This is a genomic window from Pseudomonas sp. LB-090624, from assembly GCF_003205205.1.
In the GTDB taxonomy this organism is placed as follows: domain Bacteria; phylum Pseudomonadota; class Gammaproteobacteria; order Pseudomonadales; family Pseudomonadaceae; genus Aquipseudomonas.
This window is the reverse complement of sequence record NZ_QJRL01000009.1, coordinates 14,474-34,584: the sequence shown is the minus strand read 5'-3', so window position 1 is coordinate 34,584 and position 20,111 is coordinate 14,474. Positions and strand designations below refer to the sequence as shown.

The 20,111-nt window shown below is 62.7% G+C and carries 18 protein-coding genes; 3 read left to right on the top strand and 15 right to left on the bottom strand.

Annotation, left to right across the window (positions count from 1 at the left end):
- Positions 1-29: 29 nt before the first annotated feature.
- The 11 genes from DMX11_RS11450 to DMX11_RS11400 form a co-directional block, all read right to left on the bottom strand.
- Entirely contained in the window at positions 30-809 is a 780-nt protein-coding gene (locus DMX11_RS11450; RefSeq protein WP_012051814.1) for a TSUP family transporter, read from the bottom strand.
- A 140-nt stretch (positions 810-949) separates the two neighbouring features.
- Entirely contained in the window at positions 950-1,780 is an 831-nt protein-coding gene (locus DMX11_RS11445) for an alpha/beta fold hydrolase (protein WP_110744633.1), read from the bottom strand.
- Positions 1,781-1,870: 90 nt separating this feature from the next.
- Positions 1,871-3,160, bottom strand: a complete 1,290-nt coding sequence (locus DMX11_RS11440) for an FAD-binding oxidoreductase (RefSeq protein WP_110744632.1) — start codon at positions 3,158-3,160, stop codon at positions 1,871-1,873.
- A 139-nt stretch (positions 3,161-3,299) separates the two neighbouring features.
- The gene (locus DMX11_RS11435; protein WP_110744631.1) at positions 3,300-5,258 is read right to left on the bottom strand and encodes a DNA topoisomerase III; all 1,959 of its coding nucleotides are present in this window, start codon (positions 5,256-5,258) and stop codon (positions 3,300-3,302) included.
- Between the two features lie 164 nt (positions 5,259-5,422).
- Positions 5,423-5,851: a GNAT family N-acetyltransferase gene (locus DMX11_RS11430; RefSeq protein WP_110744630.1), complete on the bottom strand. Its 429-nt coding sequence runs from the start codon at positions 5,849-5,851 to the stop codon at positions 5,423-5,425.
- Positions 5,844-7,010, bottom strand: a complete 1,167-nt coding sequence (locus DMX11_RS11425; protein ID WP_110744629.1) for a cupin domain-containing protein — start codon at positions 7,008-7,010, stop codon at positions 5,844-5,846. The genes DMX11_RS11430 and DMX11_RS11425 overlap by 8 nt, the downstream gene beginning before the upstream one ends.
- Positions 7,011-7,091: 81 nt before the next feature.
- A complete protein-coding gene (purB, locus tag DMX11_RS11420) occupies positions 7,092-8,462 on the bottom strand; it encodes an adenylosuccinate lyase (protein ID WP_110744734.1) in 1,371 nt (456 codons plus the stop codon).
- Between the two features lie 158 nt (positions 8,463-8,620).
- Positions 8,621-9,247, bottom strand: coding sequence for a high frequency lysogenization protein HflD (hflD, locus tag DMX11_RS11415; RefSeq protein ID WP_110744628.1), 627 nt, complete (start codon positions 9,245-9,247; stop codon positions 8,621-8,623).
- Entirely contained in the window at positions 9,244-10,368 is a 1,125-nt protein-coding gene (gene mnmA, locus DMX11_RS11410) for a tRNA 2-thiouridine(34) synthase MnmA (RefSeq protein ID WP_110744627.1), read from the bottom strand. The genes hflD and mnmA overlap by 4 nt, the downstream gene beginning before the upstream one ends.
- A 59-nt stretch (positions 10,369-10,427) precedes the next feature.
- Complete coding sequence (locus DMX11_RS11405) at positions 10,428-10,868, bottom strand: NUDIX hydrolase (protein ID WP_110744626.1); 441 nt, start codon at positions 10,866-10,868, stop codon at positions 10,428-10,430.
- 97 nt (positions 10,869-10,965) lie between these two features.
- Positions 10,966-13,191 carry an NADP-dependent isocitrate dehydrogenase gene (locus DMX11_RS11400; RefSeq protein ID WP_110744625.1) on the bottom strand — a complete coding sequence of 742 codons (2,226 nt, stop codon included), beginning with the start codon at positions 13,189-13,191 and terminating at the stop codon, positions 10,966-10,968.
- 414 nt (positions 13,192-13,605) lie between these two features.
- On the opposite strand from DMX11_RS11400, the gene icd reads away from it, so the two are divergent.
- Positions 13,606-14,862 carry an NADP-dependent isocitrate dehydrogenase gene (gene icd, locus DMX11_RS11395; protein WP_110744624.1) on the top strand — a complete coding sequence of 419 codons (1,257 nt, stop codon included), beginning with the start codon at positions 13,606-13,608 and terminating at the stop codon, positions 14,860-14,862.
- Between the two features lie 69 nt (positions 14,863-14,931).
- Here icd and cspD read toward each other — a convergent pair whose 3' ends face one another.
- A complete protein-coding gene (gene cspD, locus DMX11_RS11390; RefSeq protein WP_146230358.1) occupies positions 14,932-15,183 on the bottom strand; it encodes a cold shock domain-containing protein CspD in 252 nt (83 codons plus the stop codon).
- 229 nt (positions 15,184-15,412) lie between these two features.
- Here cspD and clpS point away from each other — a divergent pair, with 229 nt between their 5' ends.
- Together clpS and clpA are read left to right on the top strand one after the other, a co-directional pair.
- Entirely contained in the window at positions 15,413-15,775 is a 363-nt protein-coding gene (gene clpS, locus DMX11_RS11385) for an ATP-dependent Clp protease adapter ClpS (protein WP_003251220.1), read from the top strand.
- A 30-nt stretch (positions 15,776-15,805) separates the two neighbouring features.
- Entirely contained in the window at positions 15,806-18,076 is a 2,271-nt protein-coding gene (gene clpA, locus DMX11_RS11380) for an ATP-dependent Clp protease ATP-binding subunit ClpA (RefSeq protein WP_110744623.1), read from the top strand.
- Between the two features lie 88 nt (positions 18,077-18,164).
- Here clpA and infA read toward each other — a convergent pair whose 3' ends face one another.
- The 3 genes from infA to aat all read right to left on the bottom strand — a co-directional run bounded on the left by infA (position 18,165) and on the right by aat (position 19,934).
- A complete protein-coding gene (gene infA / locus DMX11_RS11375) occupies positions 18,165-18,383 on the bottom strand; it encodes a translation initiation factor IF-1 (protein WP_002553999.1) in 219 nt (72 codons plus the stop codon).
- Between the two features lie 102 nt (positions 18,384-18,485).
- Positions 18,486-19,193 carry an arginyltransferase gene (locus tag DMX11_RS11370; RefSeq protein WP_110744622.1) on the bottom strand — a complete coding sequence of 236 codons (708 nt, stop codon included), beginning with the start codon at positions 19,191-19,193 and terminating at the stop codon, positions 18,486-18,488.
- Positions 19,194-19,250: 57 nt separating this feature from the next.
- Positions 19,251-19,934: a leucyl/phenylalanyl-tRNA--protein transferase gene (gene aat / locus DMX11_RS11365; protein ID WP_110744621.1), complete on the bottom strand. Its 684-nt coding sequence runs from the start codon at positions 19,932-19,934 to the stop codon at positions 19,251-19,253.
- Positions 19,935-20,111 lie beyond the last annotated feature (177 nt).

The window sequence follows — 20,111 nt, the reverse complement described above, 5'->3', positions numbered from 1 at the left end:
GGCAATGCTCATTCCATTGCCAAAGCCCCTCAGGCCTGCCCGAACCAGTGCTGCCACGCTAAGCGCACCGTCAACGCCAGCACCACGGTGATGAACACCGGGCGGATGAATTTGCTGCCGCCGCTGATCGCCGTGCGTGCCCCAAAAAAGGCGCCGACCATCACCGACAGGCCCATGCACAGGCCGACGATATAGTCCACCTGCCCGGAAATGATGAACACCGTCAGCGCCGCGATGTTGCTGACGAAGTTCATGCTGCGCGCCACGCCGCTGGCGCGGACCAGGTCGATGGGGTACAGCAGCAGGGTACTGACCGTCCAGAAGGCCCCGGTACCTGGGCCCGCCACGCCGTCGTAGAAGCCCAGGGTGAAGCCTTGCGGCACTTGCCACTTTTTCTTGATGGGCGCATCGGCATCCAGGGGCGCCTTGGGCGTGCCGCCGAACAGCAGGTAGATGCCACAGGCGAAGACGATCACCGGCAGCATCTTGTTCAGCCATTCGGCAGGCATGTAGTGGGCGATGACCGCACCGAGCAACGCCCCGGTCAAAGTGGCGAACAACGCCGGGCGCCACTGCGCCGGGTGGAACAGTTTGCGTTTGTAGTAAGTGAAACTTGCGGTGGCCGAGCCGAAGGTGGAACTGAGCTTGTTGGTGCCGAGCACCAGGTGCGGTGGCATGCCGGCGGTGAGCAGGGCCGGGGTGGTGAGCAGGCCGCCGCCACCGGCGATGGCGTCGATGAAACCGGCGACGAAAGCGACCAGCGCCAGGATGAGTAGGGTTAGGGGTTCTACGGTGAGTTCGAAAGGCATGGTTTTTTGGCAGGCGGAGAGGCAAGGAGGCAGCAAAGTGCTGCACTAGAAGGGACACATGGTAATCCTGGGGAAGGTGTGTTGCCAGTGTCGGCCCTTTCGCAGGTAAACCCACGACAAGGGCCGGTACAGCTATCGCATCAGCTCCGGATAAACGCCAGCAGATCCGCGTTGATCACATCGGCATGGGTAGTCGGCATGCCATGCGGGTAGCCTTTGTAGGTTTTCAGGGTGCCATTGGGCAGCAGCTTCGCCGACAGCACCCCGGAGTTTTCATACGGCACGATCTGGTCATCGTCGCCATGCATCACCAGTACCGGCTGGTTTATGCCCTTGAGGTCTTCGGTGAAATCGGTCTGGGAAAACGCCACGATGCCATCGTAATGGGCCTTTGCACTGCCGATCATGCCTTGGCGCCACCAGTTGCCTATGATGCCTTCGCTGGCTTTGACGCCAGGGCGGTTGTAGCCGTAGAACGGCCCTGTTGGCACATCCCGGTAGAACTGGGCGCGGTTGCCGGCGACCTGGGCCTGGAAGTCGTCGAACACCGACTTGGGCAGGCCGCCAGGGTTGTCGGGGGTTTGTACCATCAAAGGGGGTACGGCCGCGATCAGCACGGCCTTGGCCACCTTGTCATCCGGGTACCGGGCCATGTAGCGCACTACCTCACCGCCGCCGGTCGAGTGGCCGACATGCACGGCACCCTGGGTGCCCAGGTGGGCGACCACGGCAGCTACATCGTCGGCATAGTGGTCCATGTCGTGGCCGTCCCACACCTGGCTGGAGCGGCCATGGCCCCGCCGATCGTGGGCGATCACGCGGTAGCTTTCGGCGAGGAAGAACAGCATCTGCGCGTCCCAGTCATCGGCACTGAGCGGCCAGCCGTGGTGGAAATGGATCACCTGTGCATCGCGCGGGCCCCAGTCCTTGTAGAAAATCTGTACGCCGTCCTTCGTGGTTACATAGCTCATGGTCGTGTCTCCTGGGTGCAGGAAGCGAAGGGAGCTATTGAGCATAGGAGGGATTTTGGCGGGTATCAGCAAGTTGTGTCGCACATGCCTTCAGGCCCGGTCGCGCATGCGGTACCAGGCTTTTGCCGCAGCTTCCAATGGGGCAGCCAGCAGGTCGCCACCGGGGAAGCGGCCGTTGTCGATGCCTTGGTACAGCGCCAACAGGTCGTCGTCACCGAGAATGGCATCACTCACCGCCCGCGCCGCTGCCAAGGTCGGCAGAACGCCATGGCCGGAGAAACCCTGCAGCCAGTAGCGCTGGCCGTCGCGGCCGACGTCCGGGGTGCGTTGCATGCTGCAATCAATATGCCCGCCCCAGGCATAATCGATGGCGACCCCGGCCAGTTGCGGGAACACCCGCTCCAGGTAAGGGCGGGTGGCGCTGGCGACGTCCTTGGGAATGCCGCCCAGGTAAGTGCAGCCACCGCCGAACAGCAGGCGGTGGTCTGGGGTGAGGCGGAAGTAGTCAGGTACGAACTGATTGTCGATCACGCAACTGTTGCGTGGCAGCAGTGAACGGGCGAAGTCGGCGTCCAGTGGCGCGGTGGCCACCTGGTAGGATCCGACCGGCAACAGGCGCCGCGACAGACCACGGTCGAGGCGGTCGATATAGGCGTTGCAGGCCAGCACCAACGCTTGGCAGCGTACTTCGCCGTTGTCCGTTCGGGCGATATAGCCGTTGCCGGCTTGTTGATAGCTGAGTACCTGGCTCTGTTCGTAGATGTGCCCACCACCGGCTTCGAGGGTGCGGGCCAGGCCTTGGGCCAACTTCAGCGGGTTGAGGTGGGCGCCTTTGGCGTCGTACAGCGCAGCTTGGTAACGGGGGCTGTCGATCCATTGCGGCAGCTCGTCGCGGCCGATCAGGCGCAGGGCGTCGTAGCCCCATTTGCGTTGAGCGTCGTGCAGGGCATCTTCAAGCATTTTCACCCGGCGCGGCAGCACGGCGGTCCATAGGCTGCCCAGCCGATAATCGATATCGAAGCCGTGGCGTTGGGGCAGTTCGCGCAGTTCGTCGGCCGCCCAGCACATGCTTGCCCACAGCCGTTGGGTGCGTTCCACGCCCAGGGCCTTTTCCAGTGGCGGCATGTCGCAAGACCAGCCGAGCAGGGCCTGGCCGCCATTGCGCCCAGAGGCAGCCCAGGCCACGCGGCTGGCTTCCAGCACGGTCACGCGCTTACCGGCCTGGGTCAGGCGCAGGGCCGTGTGCAGGCCGCTGAAGCCGGCGCCGATGATCAACACGTCGGTGTCATGGCTGCCTTGCAGGGTAGGGCGTAACGGGATGTTGGCGGGGTAAGTCTGGGCGTAGTAGCTGGCGACGTGCTGGGCGGACTGTTTGAACATGCAGAAGCCTCGTGAAAATTATTGTGATTATTTTCATGAAAACTTAGCAGGTAAATTTCATTGTGCCAACGTGTCGTGCGGGGCACATTGGGGTGTGCCGTGTGTACCGGCTTATTCGCGGATACCTTCATTACAACGGCTAGGTTGTCGCTTTTTTCCGAGGCTGGCGCGGTTTGCTGGCGGTAGTCTTGCCTCCAGCCACTTTGCTTTTGCCACCACCGCGACGCTTTTTCTTCCAGGGCGGCGCTGCCCCGGCTGCCGGCCCGCTGATGGTCATGCGCAGCCCGCTGCAGCGTTCCACCAGCTTGCCCATCCACGCCGATTGCCGGGCGACGAACTCTTCCAGAGTCATCTCGCCACTCTGCACCATGTCCAGTGCCTGCTCCCAGATCGCCGTGGTGCCAGGGTCGGCGATGGCGCGGGGCACGGCGTCGATCAGGCTGAACGCCGCAGGCGTGGCCGCGAGCGCTTTGCCGTTCTTGACCAGGTAGCCGCGGTCGAGCAGGCCCTGGATGATGCTGGCGCGGGTGGCTTCGGTGCCGATGCCGGTGGTTTCTTTCAGCTTCTGCTTCAGGCGCGGGTCCTCCACCAGCTTGGCCACGTTTTTCATCGCCTTGATCAGGTCGCCTTCAGTGAACGGCTTGGGCGGCTGGGTCCACAGGTCTTTCAGTTGCAGCCCTTGCACGGTGCAGTCCTGGCCTTCGCGCAGCACTGGCAACACTTGAGCCGGCGGTGCTTCACGACCCTTGGTGGGGGTCAGTGCCTCGGGCAGGGCGCGGCGCCAACCCGGCTCGACGATCTGTTTGCCGACGGCGCGCAGGGCATGCCCGGCACAGTCGAAGTCGGCCTGGGTGCGGTCGTACTCGTGGTTGGGCAGGAATTGCGCCAGGTAGCGGGCGCGGATCAGGGTATACACAGCCTTGTGCTTGCCCGACAGGCGCGACGGGTCGCTGGCAGCGGCAGTGGGGATGATGCCGTGGTGCGCACTGACCTTGGCGTCGTTCCAGGCCCGCGAGCGGCGCTGGGGCTCCAGAAACGGCTGCAGCGGCGCCAGGCTGGTGTCGGCACGCTGCAATGCTGCGAGAATGGCTGGCGCCTCGGCATGCTGGCTTTGCGGCAGGTAACCGCAGTCGCTGCGCGGGTAAGTGATCAGCTTGTGGGTCTCGTACAGCGCTTGGGCGATGTCGAGGGTTTCCTGGGCGCCGAGGCCGAATTTTTTCGAGCACAGCTCTTGCAGGGTGCCAAGGTCGAAGGGCAGCGGTGCGGCCTCGCGCACGCGCTCGGTGGCGACCTTTACCGCCCGGGCAGTGCCGGCCTGGCCGATATCCGCGGCGGCTTGTTGCGCCAGCTCCTGCTTCAGGCAGCGGCCCTGGTCATCGCAGGCGTCTTCGGGGGCGCGCCATTGGGCGTTGAAGCGCTGGCCGGCGTGCTCCAGCTGCACGTCGATGGCCCAGAACGGCACCGGCACAAAGTCGGCGATGCTGCGGTCGCGGTCGACCACCAGGCGCAAGGTAGGCGTTTGCACCCGGCCCACCGGTAGCACGCCCTGGTAGCCGGACTGGCGGCCAAGCAGGGTGAACAGCCGGCTCATGTTCATGCCGATCAGCCAGTCGGCGCGCGAGCGGCCCAGCGCCGAGTGGTACAGGTTGAAGGTTTCGTGGCCGGGCAGCAGGCGCGCCAGGGCCTTGCGGATGGAGGCGTCGTCCAGTGCCGATAGCCACAGGCGCTGCACCGGGCCACGGTAGCGGCAGTGCTCGACCAATTCGCGGGCGATCATTTCGCCCTCGCGGTCGGCGTCGGTAGCGATCACCAGCTCCCGGGCTTCGCCGAGCAGGCGCTTGACCGCCTTGAACTGGCTGGCGGTCTTGGGCTTGACCAGCATCTTCCATTTTTCCGGGATGATCGGCAGGTCGGCCAGGTTCCAGCGCTTGTAGCGTTCGTCGTAGCTGTCGGGCGGGGCGGTTTCCAGCAGGTGGCCTATGCACCAGGTGACGCAGACGTCGGTGCCTTGCCAGCAGCCGTCGCCCTTGCGGCTGGCGCCGAGCACTTTGGCGATGTCTTTTGCCTGGGAGGGTTTTTCGCAGAGGAACAGGCGCATGGCCGGGACGCTTTATCGGGGTGGTGGGCCATAGGATGCGCAAGCGGGGGCGCAGAGGCAAGTTTTATCTGGATGGATGTACAGGTTTTTGTGAGGGGAAGTGTCTTTACCTGAGCCGGCCGCTTCGCGGACAAGCCCGCGAGGCGGCCGGTGCAGGTTGTGGATCAGGCGCGCGAGTCGCGCACCATGTCCACGTGCGGGATGCCCGCTTCAAGGAACTCTTCGCTGACTACGCGAAAGCCCAGCCGCTCGTAGAACGGCGTGGCATGCACCTGGGCGCTGAGCATCTGCTGCTTCAGGTCGCGGTTCTGCGCTTCGACGATCACGGCGTTCATCAGCGCATCACCCACCTTCAGGCCACGCCAGTCCTTGAGCACCGAAATGCGCCCGATCGTGCCATCGGCCAGCAGGCGCGCAGTACCGATCGGGTAATCACCTTCCAGCGCCAGGAAATGCTGCGCGTCCATATCCTCCGAATCGAACTCCAGTTCCGGCGGAATGTGCTGCTCGGCCACGAATACCGCTTCACGGATTCGACGGATGTCGGCATTGTCCTTGTGCCAGTCGGCGAGGCGCACGCTGATTTTATTCATTGGCGAATCCCAGGCTTCCTTGTTTGATCAGCTGCTGTACCAGCATAAGGCCATCTTCGTCTTGCAGCCATTCTGCCAGGTTGTCGATGTGCAGGGCGTCGGCCGCACACACCAGCTTCAGCAGCTCGCGCAGTTTCCCCGGCAGTGGGCAGCTGCGACCGCTGGCGAACAGCAGCAGGTCATCTTCGAATTCCGACCAGGCCATGCGTGCAGCCGGGTTCCGGATCAGAATGGCGCCTTGCTCCAGAGCGTCGATCAGCTCTTCTTCGCTCAGCTCTTCGCCAACGATCTGCTCGGGGTAGCGCGGCTCGGTCATGAACTGGCCGAACCAGGTCAGCAGCAGGTCCTTGTCGCCCATGTGCTTGTCGAGCAGCGCCTTGAGGCGGTCGAGGGCGTCATGCTGGATCTGGTGCGGGTCGCTGACAGGCTGGGCGTCGGCGTCGCTGTAGCGTTCTTCGTCGGGCAGGAACTGGCCGAGGAAGTCGGTGAAGTGAGTCAGCACTTCAGCAGCGCTTGGGGCGCGGAAGCCGACCGAGTAGGTCAGGCAGTCATCCACGGCCACCCCGTAGTGGGCCAGACGCGGTGGCAGGTAGAGCATGTCGCCTGGTTCCAGGGTCCACTCTTCACTCTGCTCGAATTCAGCCAGGATACGCAGGTCGGCGTGCTCCAGCAGCGGGCTGTCGCTGCTGCACATCTGGCCGATCTTCCAGTTGCGCTGGCCGTGGCCCTGCAGCAGGAACACGTCGTAGTTGTCGAAGTGCGGGCCAACGCTGCCACCCGGGGTGGCGAAGCTGATCATCACGTCATCGATACGCCAGCTTGGCAGGAACCGGAAGTTCTCCAGCAGCTCGGCCACCTCTGGAACGAACTGGTCGACGGCCTGTACCAGCAGGGTCCAGTCTTTTTCAGGCAGCTCTGCGAAGGTGTCTTCGTTGAACGGACCACGGCGCAGCTCCCACGGGTGGGCGCCGTGTTCCAGCACGATGCGCGACTCGACTTCGTCTTCCAGGGCCAGGCCAGCCAGTTCGTCGGGGTCGATCGGGCTGATGAAGTCCGGGAAGGCCTGGCGCACCAGCAGCGGCTTCTTCTGCCAGTAGTCGCGCATGAATTCGCGGGCCGAGATGCCGCCGAGCAGCTGCAGTGGAGTATCAGGATTCATGTTCAACCTATTGAAAAAACGTAATTTTCGTCCGGGAATAAAAACGCCCGGCCAGGCCGGGCGTTGTACGCGACGGTCAGCTTAGATGCGTTTGGCCTGGGCTGCCGCGTTACCGATGTAGGTAGCAGGGGTCAGCAGCTTGAGCTCGGCCTTGGCGTCGGCTGGCATGTCCAGGCCGTCGATGAAGGTCAGCAACGCTTCAGGGGTGATGCCCTTGCCACGGGTCAGCTCTTTAAGCTTCTCGTAGGGGTTTTCGATGTTGAAGCGGCGCATGACGGTCTGGATCGGCTCGGCCAGCACTTCCCAGCAGGCGTCCAGGTCGGCAGCGATACGGGCTTCGTTGACTTCCAGCTTGCCAATGCCTTTCAGGCTGGCTTCGTAGGCGATGACGCTGTGGGCAAAGCCCACGCCCAGGTTACGCAGCACGGTGGAGTCGGTCAGGTCACGCTGCCAGCGCGAGATCGGCAGCTTGCTGGCCAGGTGCTGGAACAGCGCGTTGGCGATACCCAGGTTGCCTTCGGAGTTTTCGAAGTCGATTGGGTTGACCTTGTGCGGCATGGTCGACGAGCCGATTTCGCCGGCCACGGTCTTCTGCTTGAAGTAGCCCAGCGAGATGTAGCCCCACACATCACGGTCGAAGTCGATCAGGATGGTGTTGAAGCGGGCGATGGCGTCGAACAGCTCGGCGATATAGTCGTGCGGCTCGATCTGCGTGGTGTACGGGTTGAACTGCAGGCCCAGCTCGTCTTCGATGAACGCGCGGGCGTTGGCTTCCCAGTCGATCTGCGAGTAGGCCGACAGGTGGGCGTTGTAGTTGCCCACGGCGCCGTTGATCTTGCCCAGCAGCGGTACGGCGGCAACCTGGGCGATCTGGCGCTCCAGGCGGTACACGACGTTGGCCAGTTCCTTGCCCAGGGTAGTCGGCGAAGCCGGCTGGCCGTGGGTGCGCGACAGCATTGGCACGTCGGCGTGAGCGTGGGCCTGGGCGCGGATGGCGTCGGCGATCTGGCGCATCAGCGGCAGCAGCACGTCGTCACGGCCGGCGCGCAGCATCAGGGCGTGGGACAGGTTGTTGATGTCCTCGCTGGTGCAGGCGAAGTGGATGAACTCACTGACCTTGGCCAGCTCAGGCAGCTGGGCAGCCTGCTCCTTGAGGAGGTATTCGATCGCCTTGACGTCGTGGTTGGTGGTGCGCTCGATTTCCTTCACACGCTCGGCGTGCTCCAGCTTGAAATCGCTGGCCAGGTTGTCCAGCAGGGCGTTGGCTTCGGCGGAGAACGCCGGCACTTCGCCGATCTGCGGGTGGGCGGCCAGGCGCTGCAGCCAGCGCACTTCGACCAGGGCGCGGAAACGGATCAGGCCGAATTCGCTGAAAATGGGGCGCAGGGCCTGGGTTTTGCCGGCATAACGGCCGTCTACAGGGGAAACCGCAGTGAGCGAAGAAAGCTGCATGGGGTGTTCTCGGACAGTCAGGCTTTTGGAAGGGCGCATATCATACATGAAAATTGCGCCTGGGTCGGGTGGCTGACCAAAGGTCGGCCCAATTTGGATCTGGTGGCAGCCCCTGTGGGAGCGGGCATGCCCGCTCCCACAAAGGGCAGCCCAGCCCGTCAGGTGGGGCTGCGCATCATGTCGTACAGTTCGTTCAGCAACTTGCGCCGGCTGAACACCAGCTGCCAGCGGTGCCCGCCCAGCTGGCGCCACAGGCGCGCAGCGCGGATGCCGGCCAGCAGCAAGGCGCGGATCTTCGAGGCGTTGTTGGGCTGCTGCAGGAAGCGCATGTCGCCGTGTACCTGGATGCGCTGGCGCAAGGTGCTGAGGGTGTCCTGGTACAAGGCTCCACTGGAAGCGATGACGTTTTCGTGAACCAGGCCAAAATGATCCGCTTGCGACTGGATCTGTGGCAGGCGGTTGCCGATGGTGTCGAGCAGGTCGCCACGCTTGTTCAACTGGCGTTCCAGGCCCAGCATCGACAGGGCGTAGCGCAGCGGTTCGCGCTGCAGGCTGCTGGGGTCCCGCTCCAGGGCGCCGACCAGTGCGCGATAGCCGTCGCGCAGGTTCAGGTCGTCACCGCCGAACACTTCCAGGGTGTTATTGGGGTCACGTACCAGCAGGCTACCCAGCATGCAGGCGATGTTGGCCTCACTGGCCTGGCCGGTACGGGCGATGCGGTCGACCAGCACGGCGGCTTGGAACACGCCGCCCAGGGCAATCAATTGCTCCTGCAGGTTGCTCATGCGCGTGGGCTCCACGGCTCTGCGGCTTCGATCACGCCGCCACCCAGGCACACCTCGCCATCGTAGAATACGACCGACTGGCCTGGCGTTACCGCGCGTTGCGGCTCGTCGAACACGGCGCGGTAACCGTTTGCGGTCAGCGCCAGGGTGCACTGCTGGTCGCTCTGGCGGTAGCGCACCTTGGCGGTGAGCTGGCGCGGGCTGCTGAGGTCGACCGGGTTGACCCAGAAAATCTCCGAAGCCAGCAGGGCGCGGGAGAACAGCCACGGGTGTTCGTTGCCCTGGCCGACCACCAGCACGTTGCGGGTCAGGTCTTTGTGCAGCACGTACCACGGCTCGTCACCGGCATCCTTGAGGCCGCCAATGCCCAGGCCCTGGCGCTGGCCGATGGTGTGGTACATCAGGCCGTGGTGGCGGCCGATCACTTCACCTTCGGTGGTTTCGATATTGCCAGGCTGGGCCGGCAGGTACTGTTTGAGGAAGTCGCTGAAGCGGCGCTCGCCAATGAAGCAGATACCGGTGGAATCCTTTTTCTTGGCGGTGGCCAGGCCGTGTTTTTCGGCGATGGCGCGTACTTCTGGCTTTTCCAGCTCGCCGACCGGGAATAGCGTGCGGGCGATTTCCTTGCCGCCGACGGCGTGCAGGAAGTAGCTCTGGTCCTTGTTCGGGTCCAGGCCCTTGAGCAACTCGGTGAGGCTGCCGGTGTCGCGGCGGCGCACGTAGTGGCCGGTGGCGATCATGTCGGCACCCAGCGACAGGGCGTAGTCGAGGAACGCCTTGAACTTGATTTCGCGGTTGCAGAGGATGTCAGGGTTGGGCGTTCGGCCGGCCTTGTATTCCTCAAGGAAGTGCTCGAACACGTTGTCCCAGTATTCGGCGGCGAAGTTGGCGGTGTGCAGCTTGATACCGATACGGTCGCACACGGCCTGGGCGTCGGCCAGGTCTTCACGGGCGGTGCAGTATTCAGTGCCGTCGTCTTCTTCCCAGTTCTTCATGAACAGCCCTTCCACCTGGTAGCCCTGCTCGATGAGCAGAAGGGCGGAGACGGAAGAGTCCACGCCGCCGGACATGCCGACGATGACGCGGGTCTTGGCGGGGTCTTTTAGTGCTGGGCTGGTCATGGGTACCGGTGTGTATCAAGGGGGAAAAACGCCGATTCTATCAAACCCGCGGCGCTGCGTCAGTCGCGTAGCAGGTCGAGGCTGTGCAGCGGGCCTTCGAGGTAGTCATCCAGGCAGCGCGGCACCAGCTCGCTGCGCCAGCGGGCGGGGTCGGCCAGCAGTTCTTCGCGGGTCAGCCACACGGCGCGGACGATGTCGCTGTCCAGTGCCAGGTCGGTGTGGTGGCGCACGGGGCGGGCGGCGAAGCAGATGCGCTGGTAGGTCACGCCGTTGCTGGGGGCGGTGTACAGGTAGATGCCGACCACGCCGGTGAGCTCGACTTCCCAGGCGGTCTCTTCCAGGGTTTCGCGCAGGGCGGCCTGGGGCAGGGTCTCGTTGGGCTCGAGGTGGCCGGCAGGCTGATTGAATACGTGTTGGTTGGCCTTGAACTCCTCGACGAAGAGAAACTTGCCTTCGTGCTCGACGATGGTGGCGACGGTGATGTGGGGTTGCCAGGTCATGCGCATCTCCTCAAAGGTGTACAGGGGCCGAGCTTGTTTCCAGAAAGCACAAACCCCGGTGCGTGGCCGGGGTTTGTGCTGTTACTTCAAGCGAACCTTACAGGGCGGCGATGGCGCTGTTCAGGATCTGGCTTGGGCGCATCACCTTGGCAGTCAGCTCGGCATCCGGCGCGTAGTAGCCACCGATGTCGGCCGGCTTGCCCTGAACGGCGTTGAGCTCGGCGACGATGGTCTCCTCGTTCTCGGTCAGGGTCTTGGCCAGCGGGGCGAAGCGTGCCTGCAGGGCAGCGTCGTCGCTCTGGGCAGCCAGGGCCTGGGCCCAGTACAGGGTCAGGTAGAAGTGGCTGCCGCGGTTGTCGATACCACCGACTTTGCGCGATGGCGACTTGTTGGTGTCGAGGAACTTGCCGGTGGCCTGGTCCAGGGTGTTGGCCAGGACCTTGGCGCGCGGGTTGTCGTAGGTGTTGCCCAGGTGCTCCAGGGAAGCGGCCAGGGCCAGGAATTCACCCAGCGAGTCCCAACGCAGGAAGTTCTCTTCAACCAGCTGCTGCACGTGCTTCGGTGCCGAACCGCCGGCGCCGGTTTCGAACAGGCCACCGCCGTTCATCAGCGGCACGATCGACAGCATCTTGGCGCTGGTGCCCAGCTCCATGATCGGGAACAGGTCGGTCAGGTAGTCGCGCAGCACGTTGCCGGTCACCGAAATGGTGTCCTTGCCTTCGCGAATGCGGGCCAGGGAGAACTTGATGGCGTCGACCGGAGCCAGTACACGGATGTCCAGGCCAGTGGTGTCGTGATCCTTCAGGTACTTCTGTACCTTCTCGATCATCACGCCGTCGTGGGCGCGGGCCGGGTCCAGCCAGAACACCGCAGGGGTGTTGCTCAGGCGGGCGCGGTTGACGGCCAGCTTGACCCAGTCCTGGATCGGCGCGTCCTTGGTCTGGCACATGCGGAAGATGTCGCCGGCTTCGACGTTCTGCTCCAGCACGACGTTGCCCTTGCCATCGACTACGCGAACCACACCGTCAGCCTTGATCTGGAAGGTCTTGTCGTGGGAGCCATACTCTTCGGCTTTCTGCGCCATCAGGCCAACGTTCGGCACGCTGCCCATGGTGGTCGGGTCGAGGGCGCCGTTTTTCTTGCAGTCTTCGATGGTGGCCTGGTAGATACCGGCGTAGCAACGGTCCGGGATCACGGCCTTGGCGTCTTGCAGTTCGCCAGCAGTGTTCCACATCTTGCCCGAGTCACGGATCATGGCCGGCATCGAGGCGTCGACGATCACGTCGCTTGGCACGTGCAGGTTGGTGATGCCTTTGTCGGAGTTGACCATGGCCAGGGCCGGACGCTCGGCGTACAGGGCCTGGATGTCGGCTTCGATCTCGGCCTGCTTGTCAGCTGGCAGGTCCTTGATGCGGGCGTACAGGTCGCCGATACCGTTGTTGGCGTTGAAGCCGACCTCGGCCAGCGCTGCGGCGTGCTTGGCCAGCACGTCGCCGTAGAATTCTTCGACGATGACGCCGAACATGATCGGGTCGGAGACCTTCATCATGGTGGCTTTCAGGTGTACCGACAGCAGCACGCCAGAGGCCTTGGCATCGGCGATCTGCTCGGCGATGAAGGCTTTCAGGGCCTTGCGGCTCATGGTCGCGCAGTCGATGACTTCGGCAGCCTTGACCGCAGTCTTTTCTTTCAGCACGGTGGTGCTGCCGTCTTTGCCGACCAGCTCGATGCGCAGGCTATCGTCAGCTTCGATCAGTGCGGCTTTCTCACTGCCGTAGAAGTCGCCCTGAGTCATGTGGGCAACGTGCGACTTGGAGTCGGCGGCCCAGGCGCCCATTTTGTGCGGGTGCTTGCGGGCGTAGTTCTTGACCGACAGCGGCGCGCGGCGGTCGGAGTTGCCTTCGCGCAGCACCGGGTTCACGGCGGAACCCTTGATGCGGTCGTAGCGGGCACGGGATTCTTTTTCGTCCGCGGTGGCCGGCTCGTCGGCATAGTCAGGGATGTTGAAGCCCTTGCCTTGCAGTTCCTTGATCGCGGCCTTGAGCTGCGGTACCGAGGCGCTGATGTTCGGCAGCTTGATGATGTTGGCTTCAGGGGTGGTAGCCAGCTGGCCCAGTTCCGCCAGATGATCGCCTACTTGCTTCTCTGCGCCCAGTTGCTCCGGGAAGGCGGCAAGGATACGGCCGGCCAGGGAGATGTCGCGAGTTTCGACCGCGATGTCAGCCGAAGCGGTGAACGCTTCGATGATCGGCAGCAGCGAGTAAGTGGCGAGGGCGGGGGCTTCGTCGGTGAAGGTATAGATGATCTTGGAACGGGTGGGCATGCGGGTTAACTCTCTGTGTGCTGAGCGTGCTCGAGTCTCGTGGTGCGCAGGGTAGGCGCATCGCCCTGGCAGCGCCATGAGCGGAAAGTCGAGAGGCTGCGAGCGGTGATGGTGGATGCATCAGTCGAGCGTCAAGTGCTGAGCTGCGGTAACAACCCAGGCTTTATGGCCATTCATGGCCTAGGGCGGTCCGCATTTTCCTGGGATTCGCCCCGATGACCCTTCGGTCGCGGCGGAGTATACCAAACCATTCGGGCTAATCAGCAAGGCCAAGTGATATCGGCCCATTTATAAGACCAAAGACTAAGCGGCAATGTGGCGTAACGCCGCATGCCTTGCAGGTCGGCAGATGTGGTTTAGGCTGATTGCAGCGCATGATGTCCAAACCACACCCGACAGCGGAGTAGTGCAAGCATGGGATACCAGAAAATCAAGGTTCCGACCGACGGCGCCAAGATCACCGTCAATGCAGACCATTCGCTCAACGTGCCTGACAACCCGATCATTCCTTATATCGAAGGCGACGGGATTGGCGTCGATGTTTCGCCGGTCATGATCAAGGTGGTCGACGCCGCCGTGCAAAAGGCCTATGGCGGCAAGCGCAAAATCGCCTGGATGGAGGTGTACGCCGGCGAAAAGGCCACCCAGGTGTACGACCAGGACACCTGGCTGCCCCAGGAAACCCTCGATGCCGTGCGTGATTTCGTGGTGTCGATCAAGGGCCCGCTGACCACCCCGGTCGGGGGTGGCATCCGTTCGCTGAACGTCGCCCTGCGCCAGCAGCTCGACCTGTATGTGTGCCTGCGCCCGGTGCTGTGGTTCCAGGGGGTGCCGAGCCCGGTGAAAAAGCCGGGTGATGTCGACATGGTGATTTTCCGCGAGAACTCCGAGGACATCTATGCCGGGATCGAGTGGAAGGCCGGCTCGCCCGAAGCGAACAAGGTGATCAAGTTCCTGAAAGAGGAAATGGGGGTCACCAAGATCCGCTTCGATCAGGACTGCGGCATTGGTGTCAAGCCGGTGTCCCGCGAGGGCACCAGGCGCCTGGTGCGCAAGGCCCTGCAATATGTGGTGGACAACGACCGGGAGTCGCTGACCTTGGTGCACAAGGGCAACATCATGAAGTTCACCGAAGGGGCCTTCAAGGACTGGGGCTACGAGGTGGCCCGTGAGGAGTTCGGCGCCGAACTGCTCGACGGCGGGCCGTGGATGAAGTTCAAGAACCCGAAAACCGGCCGCGAGGTGATCGTCAAGGACGCCATCGCCGATGCCATGCTGCAACAGATATTGCTGCGCCCGGCCGAGTACGATGTGATCGCTACCCTCAACCTTAACGGTGACTACCTGTCCGACGCTCTGGCGGCTGAGGTGGGGGGTATCGGCATCGCCCCGGGCGCCAACCTGTCCGACACCGTGGCCATGTTCGAGGCTACCCACGGTACCGCGCCCAAATATGCCGGGCAGGACAAGGTCAACCCGGGCTCGGTGATCCTGTCGGCGGAGATGATGCTGCGCCACATGGGCTGGACCGAGGCGGCCGACCTGATCATCAAGGGCACCAATGGGGCGATTGCGGCCAAGACCGTGACCTATGACTTCGAGCGCTTGATGGAGGGGGCGACGCTGGTGGGCAGTTCAGGGTTTGGCGATGCGATGATCAAGCATATGTGAGGCAATGGAAAACCGGCCGCTCCATGAAGAAGCGGCCGGTTTTTTCATCTGCCGGCAAAGCGAAGCAGGTCAGGCGTTGGCCGTAACGACCTCCGGCGTGATATCTGCCTTCACGGCTGCGTTACCGGAAATGTTCACCGCGTGCTTGCCCTTGGGGCCCTGCACAATGTCGAACGTCACGGTCTGGCCGGCCTTGAGGGTCTTGTAGCCGTCCATCTGGATGGCGGAATAATGGGCGAAGAGGTCTTCGCTATCGCCATCGGCATTGACGAAACCATAGCCTTTGGCGTTGTTGAACCACTTGACTTTACCGCTTGCCATCCCAATGTCCCTCTGCAAAGGACTCCATCACTGGAGTATCATCCACTTCATCCGCATACGAACCTGCGAAAAATCTGGTTGACTGCGCGGATCTTTATCGACCACGGTGGGTTCTTATTGGTTGTAACACCGTTTTGCCGATAGTCAAGGTCACGCGGCGCCTGCGCCGGCCGCGGCCTGTGCAGTCAACCCACTACCTTAACCTGACGCTCATGATGAAATTCTTTCCATGCATGCACCTAGTGAGATTCGACTAACATTCAATCAGGATCGCCCGCAATCGAATGAGGACGACGGCTCAGGTCTTGCAGTTCAGGAAGCCAAGCCGATCCTGCAGGCGCCACCGATGTACAAGGTGGTTTTATTCAACGATGACTACACGCCGATGGATTTCGTCGTCGAAGTGCTCGAGACGTTCTTCAGTCTGAACCGCGAGCTGGCGACCAAGATCATGCTGACCGTCCATACCGAGGGGCGGGCAGTGTGCGGATTGTTTACCCGTGACATCGCCGAAACAAAGGCAATGCAGGTCAACCAATACGCCAGGGAAAGCCAGCATCCGCTACTCTGTGAAATCGAGAAGGACGGTTAATCGCCGACCACTTGGGTATGAGGTGAAGCTATGTTAAACCGCGAGCTCGAAGTCACCCTCAATCTTGCCTTCAAGGAGGCTCGTTCGAAGCGTCATGAGTTCATGACCGTCGAACATCTGCTGCTGGCACTCCTTGACAATGAGGCTGCCGCGACCGTTCTGCGCGCCTGTGGCGCCAATCTCGACAAGCTCAAGCACGACCTGCAAGAGTTCATCGATTCCACCACCCCGCTGATTCCCGTCAATGACGAAGACCGCGAAACCCAGCCAACCCTGGGCTTCCAGCGCGTACTGCAGCGTGCCGTGTTTCACGTGCAAAGCTCCGGCAAGCGCGAAGTAACCGGCGCCAACGTGCTGGTGGCGATCTTCAGCGAACAGGAAAGCCAGGCCGTGTTCCTGCTCAAGCAGCAGAGCGTGGCCCGCATCGACGTGGTCAACTACATCGCCCATGGCATCTCCAAGGTGCCGGGGCATGGTTCGCAGTCTGAAAGCGACCAGGAAATGCAGGACGAAGAGGGCGGCGAAACCTCCTCTTCGAGCAACCCGCTGGATGCCTACGCCAGCAACCTGAACGAACTGGCGCGTGCCGGTCGTATCGACCCGCTGGTCGGTCGCGAGCAGGAAGTGGAGCGCGTAGCGCAAATCCTTGCCCGTCGACGCAAGAACAACCCGCTGCTGGTGGGTGAGGCCGGTGTGGGCAAGACCGCCATCGCCGAAGGCCTGGCCAAGCGTATCGTCGATGGCCAGGTGCCCGATCTGCTGGCGCAAAGCGTGGTGTACTCGCTCGACCTGGGTGCGCTGCTGGCTGGCACCAAGTACCGCGGTGACTTCGAGAAGCGCTTCAAGGCGCTGCTCGGCGAACTGCGCAAGCGCCCGCAGGCCATTCTGTTCATCGACGAAATCCATACCATCATCGGCGCCGGTGCGGCGTCGGGCGGGGTGATGGATGCCTCGAACCTGCTCAAGCCGCTGTTGTCTTCGGGTGAAATCCGTTGCATCGGCTCGACCACCTTCCAGGAGTTCCGCGGCATTTTCGAGAAAGATCGTGCCTTGGCGCGCCGCTTCCAGAAGGTGGATGTCAGCGAGCCATCGGTCGAAGATACCGTGGGCATTCTGCGCGGCCTGAAAGGGCGTTTCGAAAGCCACCACAACATCGAGTACAGCGACGAAGCCCTGCGCGCCGCTGCCGAGCTGGCCTCGCGCTACATCAATGACCGCCACATGCCGGACAAGGCCATCGATGTGATCGACGAAGCTGGCGCATACCAGCGCCTGCAGCCGGAGGCCAATCGCGTCAAGCGTATCGATGTGCCGCAAGTCGAGGATATCGTGGCCAAGATTGCGCGCATTCCGCCCAAGCACGTGACCAGTTCCGACAAGGAGCTGCTGCGTAACCTTGAGCGTGACCTGAAACTGACCGTGTTCGGCCAGGATCAGGCCATCGACTCGCTGGCGACTGCGATCAAGCTGTCGCGTGCCGGCCTGAAGTCGCCAGACAAGCCAGTCGGTTCGTTCCTGTTCGCCGGCCCGACCGGCGTGGGTAAAACCGAGGCTGCCCGGCAGTTGGCGAAGGCGCTTGGCGTCGAACTGGTCCGCTTCGACATGTCCGAGTACATGGAGCGCCACACCGTGTCGCGCCTGATCGGTGCGCCACCCGGTTATGTCGGCTTCGATCAGGGCGGTTTGCTGACCGAGGCGATCACCAAGCAGCCGCATTGCGTCTTGCTGCTCGACGAAATCGAGAAGGCCCACCCGGAAGTCTTCAACCTGCTGCTGCAGGTGATGGACCACGGTACCCTGACCGATAACAACGGGCGTAAGGCTGACTTCCGTAACGTGATCCTGATCATGACCACCAACGCCGGGGCCGAAACCGCGGCGCGGGCGTCGATTGGCTTTACCCATCAGGACCACGCGTCCGATGCCATGGAAGTTATCCGCAAGAGCTTCACGCCTGAGTTCCGCAACCGCCTGGATACCATTATCCAGTTCGGCCGCCTGAGCCACGAGACGATCAAGAGCATCGTCGACAAGTTCCTTATCGAACTGCAGGCGCAGCTGGAAGACAAGCGTGTGCTGCTGGAAGTCAGCGATGACGCCCGCGGCTGGCTCGCGGCATCGGGCTACGACGTGCAGATGGGTGCGCGGCCGATGGCGCGGCTGATCCAGGACAAGATCAAGCGGCCGCTGGCCGAAGAGATCCTGTTTGGCGAACTGGCCGAGCATGGCGGCGTGGTGCACGTCGACCTGCGCGATGGCGAACTGGTGTTCGACTTCGAGACCACGGCTGAGGTTGCGTGATGTGCGGGGGGCTGCCTTGCAGTCCCCTTGCAATTTCGTAAGGCACAAAAAAGCCCGGCTCATGGCCGGGCTTTTTCATGGCTTGAGCTTAGCGCGCACGGTAGGTGATGCGGCCCTTGCTCAGGTCGTACGGTGTCAGTTCGACGCGGACCTTGTCGCCAGTGAGAATACGAATGTAGTTCTTGCGCATCTTTCCGGAGATGTGCGCGGTTACGACGTGCCCGTTTTCCAACTCCACGCGGAACATGGTGTTGGGCAGGGTGTCGACGACAGTACCTTCCATTTCGAAGCTGTCTTCTTTCGACATGCAGTTGAGCCCTCGGTATCCAGTGTTAGCCCGACGCATAACCGCAGCGGGCAAAAAAGTGGCGTGGATTATGCCCGAAAACTGCGTGTCAAGCCAATGCTTTCAGTTGAGGGTGACCCAGCGCTGGTTTATCAACAACTCGATAGGCCGATACTGCGTCTTGTAGTTCATTTTCTTGCAGTTCTTGATCCAGTAACCCAGGTAGACCGCCTCCAGGTTCTGGCGCAGGGCTTCGGTGATCTGCCAGAGGATGGCGAAGCGGCCAAGGCTGCGGCGCTCTTCGTCCGGTTCGTAGAAGGTGTACACCGCCGACAGCCCGTTGGGCAGCAGGTCGCACACCGCCACTGCCAGCAGGCGGCCTTCCAGGCGGAACTCGTAGAACCAGCAGAATGGCAAGTCGCGCACCAGGAAGGTGGAGAACTGGTCGCGGCTTGGCGGGTACATGTCACCATCGGCGTGGCGCGTTTCGATATAGCGTCGGTACAGCTCGAAGTATTCTTCCTTGAACGCCGGGCGCGCTGCGGCCACCGTCAAGTCGGCGTTGCGCTTGAGAATGCGCCGCTGCTGTCGGTTGGGAATGAAGCGTGCCGCCGGGATGCGCGCCGGCACGCAGGCGTTGCAGTTTTGGCAGTGCGGGCGGTACAGGTGGTCGCCGCTGCGGCGAAAGCCCATTTCCGACAGGTCGGCGTACACGTTCACGTCCATCGGCTGGCTGGGGTCGAGGAACAGTGTGGTCGCCTGCTCGTCGGGCAGGTAGCTGCAGGAGTGGGGTTGAGTGGCATAAAACTTCAACCGCGCCAGCTCTGTCATGATCAACCCCCATCGGTGAGACGTTGCTTTAAGTGTAAGCCAGCTATGGCAACTCGCCTAGGCAACCACCCAGGTAGCGCTGTTGGGCTGGTCGAGGTGGCGTGCCAGGTAGCCGGCGAACTCGGCACGGCTGATGGCCTGGGCGCCCAGGCTGTGCAGGTGGTTGGTCGGCATCTGGCAGTCGATCAGCACGAAGCCGGCCTGGCGCAGGTGCTCGACCAAGGTCACGAAGCCTACCTTGGAGGCGTTGTCCGCACGGCTGAACATCGATTCGCCGAAGAACAGCTGGCCCATCGCCAGGCCATACAGGCCGCCGACCAGCTCGCCGTCCTGGCGTACCTCCACCGAGTGGGCGATGCCGCGCCGGTGCAGTTCGCAGTAGGCGTTGCGCATGGTGTCGGTGATCCAGGTGCCGTCGGCGTAGTCGCGGGGCGCGGCGCAGGCGGCGATCACCGCCGGGAAATCAGTGTCGAAACTGACCTGGTAGCGGCCCTGGCGCATCAGCTTGGCCAGCGACCGCGACACGTGCAGTTGGTCTGGCAGCAAGACCGTGCGCGGGTCGGGTGACCACCAGAGGATCGGCTGGCCGTCCTGGTACCAGGGAAAGCAGCCATGGCGATAGGCCTGCACCAACCGCTCCGGGCTCAGGTCGCCGCCAGCGGCGAGCAGGCCGTTAGGGTCGTGCAGGGCCTTTTCCAGGGGCGGGAAGGTCAGCGAGTCGCGGGTCAGCCAGGTGAGCATGGTCTATCGTGCGGTGGGGGAGGGGAGAGGGCAGCATGGCGCGGGTGAAAACCAGGGTCAATGTCTTTGAGGGTCCCACGGCTGTGGCTCGTGCAAATTGGGCAATTTCCTACACATTCATGAAACCACAGGCACCATCCGCTACATTTGCTGTCACACCTGTGCAAAAACACAGCA